The 3287-nt window shown below is 55.5% G+C and carries 6 protein-coding genes; 2 read left to right on the forward strand and 4 right to left on the reverse strand.

Going from position 1 to position 3287, the window contains the following annotated elements; genetic code table 11:
- Window positions 1-241 (forward strand): hypothetical protein (locus tag AC2FNU_RS24350; protein ID WP_496794020.1); only part of this gene is annotated, 241 nt, incomplete at its 5' end.
- A gap of 183 nt (window positions 242-424) precedes the next feature.
- On the opposite strand, the gene AC2FNU_RS24355 is transcribed toward AC2FNU_RS24350, so the two are convergent.
- The gene (locus AC2FNU_RS24355; RefSeq protein ID WP_496794023.1) at window positions 425-1063 is read right to left on the reverse strand and encodes a MarC family protein; all 639 of its coding nucleotides are present in this window, start codon (window positions 1061-1063) and stop codon (window positions 425-427) included.
- 58 nt (window positions 1064-1121) lie between these two features.
- Complete coding sequence (locus AC2FNU_RS24360) at window positions 1122-1574, reverse strand: iron-sulfur cluster assembly scaffold protein (RefSeq protein ID WP_496794026.1); 453 nt, start codon at window positions 1572-1574, stop codon at window positions 1122-1124.
- Window positions 1575-1622: 48 nt separating this feature from the next.
- On the opposite strand from AC2FNU_RS24360, the gene hisI reads away from it, so the two are divergent.
- Window positions 1623-2012, forward strand: coding sequence for a phosphoribosyl-AMP cyclohydrolase (hisI, locus tag AC2FNU_RS24365; RefSeq protein ID WP_496794029.1), 390 nt, complete (start codon window positions 1623-1625; stop codon window positions 2010-2012).
- Between the two features lie 10 nt (window positions 2013-2022).
- On the opposite strand, the gene gluQRS is transcribed toward hisI, so the two are convergent.
- Window positions 2023-2904: a tRNA glutamyl-Q(34) synthetase GluQRS gene (gene gluQRS, locus AC2FNU_RS24370; protein ID WP_496794032.1), complete on the reverse strand. Its 882-nt coding sequence runs from the start codon at window positions 2902-2904 to the stop codon at window positions 2023-2025.
- Window positions 2901-3287: class I SAM-dependent methyltransferase (locus AC2FNU_RS24375; RefSeq protein WP_496794035.1), on the reverse strand; the 387-nt coding region annotated here is incomplete at its 5' end. The genes AC2FNU_RS24375 and gluQRS, both read right to left, overlap by 4 nt.

Genomic DNA, 3287 nt, shown 5'->3' on the forward strand with positions numbered 1-3287 from the left:
GGTTAGGCGCGACGTTCCAAAAAGTTCACAAATGTTCTTAAAAAGTTCTTTACCGACTCGGGTAAATATGAGAACAAAAGGTCAACAAAGGATTAAAACTCTGACCGGAGGTGACCCTATGCTGACCCAGATCAAGACCGCTTTCAGCCGCGCGCAATCGACCATCCTGCAGGATGCGGTTGGCGTGATGTCTCTGGTCGTGATTCTGATGGTCGCACTACACCTGCCTGTTGGTTTTTAAGTCTTTCTGCCTGCGATCTCGTGCCGAAAAAACCGCGCTGTCATCCCCATTTCAGTCAAGGGTGACCTGCCTGTCCCAAACCCCTTGAGGGGCCATGCCTCGGCCCCGCGCGGTGAACCGGACCCCACGCGAGACACGCAATGCCTGCCGCCGCCCTTTCGCCCGGAAGGTGCGGCGGTTTTTTTACAGCTGGCCGGTTTTGAAAATTTCAAGCAACGCAGACAGAACTGAGTTGACCGCGACAGAGGCCAGGATCATCCCCATGATACGGCTGATGATCGCGGCGCCTGAATGGCCGATCAAACGGATGATGGGCTCTGCCAGAAGCATCAGAAAGAACGCAACCAAAAGCACCGAAAGCATCACCAAAGCGGTGATCCCCTGATCGGTAGCGCTGTAGCGGTGATTGTCTGTCAGGATGACAATAGCCAGCATCGCGCCGGGTGAGGCCAAGGATGGCACCGCCAATGGGAAAATTGCCGGGTTTTGCTTGTGATACTTGTCTTCCAGATCTTCTTCCGCCTGACGTTGTTCTATGTCCTGCTTGCTTTCACCAAAGATCATGGTCAGGGCGAACAGGAACAGGATGATGCCACCCGCGACCTGAAAGGAATTCAGCCCGATATCCAATGCCTCGATCAGCAGTTGCCCAAATACGAGGAAAAACAACAAAACCCCGGCACTGATCAACGATGCCAATAACGCAGTCTTGCGACGGGCTGCGGCGCTTAGGCCCGCAGTGACGGCGATAAACACGGGAATTGTACCAATCGGGTCAATTACGACCCAAAGCGTTACAAAATGCTCAAGCAGATTGTCCAAACCCATCCCTCCTAAAATCTGGTCAGAGGGGTAGCGGGTTTACCCTAGTTTGCCAAGATCACGCGCAATGCGCCTGTTCGGCCTGTGCCAGCGCTTCGGCTGTTGCGTCCAGCGCCAGCAGGATCGATGCATGCCGGTTCTTGTAGTCCCGCGCGGGCATCAGAACTTCCAGCCCGTCAAACGGTGCATCCGGGGCAGGGCCGTCTTTTTTCAACATGCTCGTCAGTTGATCGCGCGCGGCTTCAACCTGAGCACGCGTCGCACCAATGATGGCGTCCCCGACAACGGCAGCCGAAGCCTGACCCAAGGCACAGGCTTTTACGTCCTGGCCAAAGGCGCTGACCCGACCGTCATCAACTTTCACGTCCACGGTTACGGTCGAGCCGCACAGCGGCGAGCGTTTCTTAACCGTCGCATCAGGGTCGTCCAGCCGGTCAAGATGCGGAATGTCCGCAGCCAGCGCCAGAATGCGCCCGGAATACAGCTTAATCAGGTCGTTCTCGCCGCTCATGGCTTTCCCTCGTCGTGTGTTCCTCATACATAGTGGCCAGCCCACCGGATGCAAAAGGTTTTTGAGATGACTGATCCCGTCGTGTTCGATCCATCGACGCTGAAATATAACGAAGCGGGCCTGATCCCTGCAATCGCTCAGGATGACGCGTCGGGCGAAGTTCTGATGATGGCCTGGATGAATGCTCAGGCCGTTGAAAAGACACTGGAAACGGGCAGGGTGACTTATTGGTCGCGCTCTCGTCAGTCTTTCTGGATCAAAGGTGAAACCTCGGGCCACGTGCAGGAACTGGTGGATTTTCGGATCGATTGTGATCGGGATTGCCTGTTGGTTCTGGTGCGCCAGACCGGAGCGGCCTGCCACACCAACCGCCGGACATGCTTCTATACCGCCGTTCGTGATGGATCCGAAACCGAACTGATGGCTCCGATGGAATAAGAGTGACGGGTCAAAGCCCGACCAAGCGCCGAATGTCTGCAGGGCTGTAGCCTTCGGCCCTGTATTTCGAAATCGCTCGGGCATCGTCCCGTTTCGCAAGGCGTTTACCGGCACCATCGCGGATCAGATCATGGTGCAAATACACAGGCGTGGGTAAATCCAGCAACGCCTGCAATAGAACATGAATGCGCGTGGCTTCGAACAGATCCCGACCCCGAACCACATGGGTGATCCCTTGCGCCGCGTCGTCCAGGACAACAGAAAGGTGGTACGATGTCCCCATATCGCGGCGGGACAACACGACGTCGCCAATTGTGTTGATTAATTCATCGGGGGTTAAACTGATGGTGCCCGTTTCACCATCAGGCCCTGAACCGAGCTCGATGAACTGAAATCTGGACCGGTCGTGGATCGCTTGGCACGCTTTGGCAATGTCCAGCCGTAGTGCCTCGTGTCGTGGTCGAGGGTGTTGCCTTAAGTCTTTGTTGTGATGAGCTTTTCGGCACGTTCCGGGATAGATTATCCCGTCTGGCCCAAGCAATGGCGCGCCTTCCTGCGGAGCGCTGGCAGCGGCGGTAATATCTTTTCGGTTGCAAGTGCATGGAAACAAGAAACCCTGTGCCCAAAGATGATCCAGAGCCTGCTCATAAACCCCCATACGGTCCGATTGGCGTACGGCCGGCGTTGGCCATTCCAGGCCCAGCCATGCCAGATCGTCATAGATCTGATCTTCCCAATGCTTCCTTGAACGAGACTGATCAATGTCTTCGATCCTCAACAGGAACTGACCACTTTCCGCTGTGGCTAGGTCGCTGGCCATCAACGCGGAATAAGCGTGCCCCAGATGAAGTGGCCCGGTTGGGGAAGGCGCGAAACGCGTCAGGAAAGTCACGCTTTTTCCAGAATATACACGTCAGAGTTAAGGTTGATTCCGGGTAGATGTGGCCCGTATTCACGAAATAGCAAACGTGCGGCCCCCATGTCGACCCAATCAGTGATGCGGCAGGTGAATGTGTGATCTGCCAGCGCGTGATCATTCAGAGAAAACGCAAACAGCCCCCTTTTGGGTAAAGCGTGCATCAACACATCGATTGTCTCCGCCGGGGCAGCGCCCTTACCGATGACACCGATAGCTGTGACAATCGAATATGCACCACGCTTGAGCGGGGCTGGTTTGGTGATATCAAAGCCGCTCAACGCTCTGTACACGTCTTTTGCCTTTGCTTCTTCCAGCATTTTTGGGGTGGGGTCCATTCCGTCGATAAGCTCGAATCC

The sequence above is a fragment of the Ruegeria sp. BHSB064 genome (assembly GCF_059613205.1).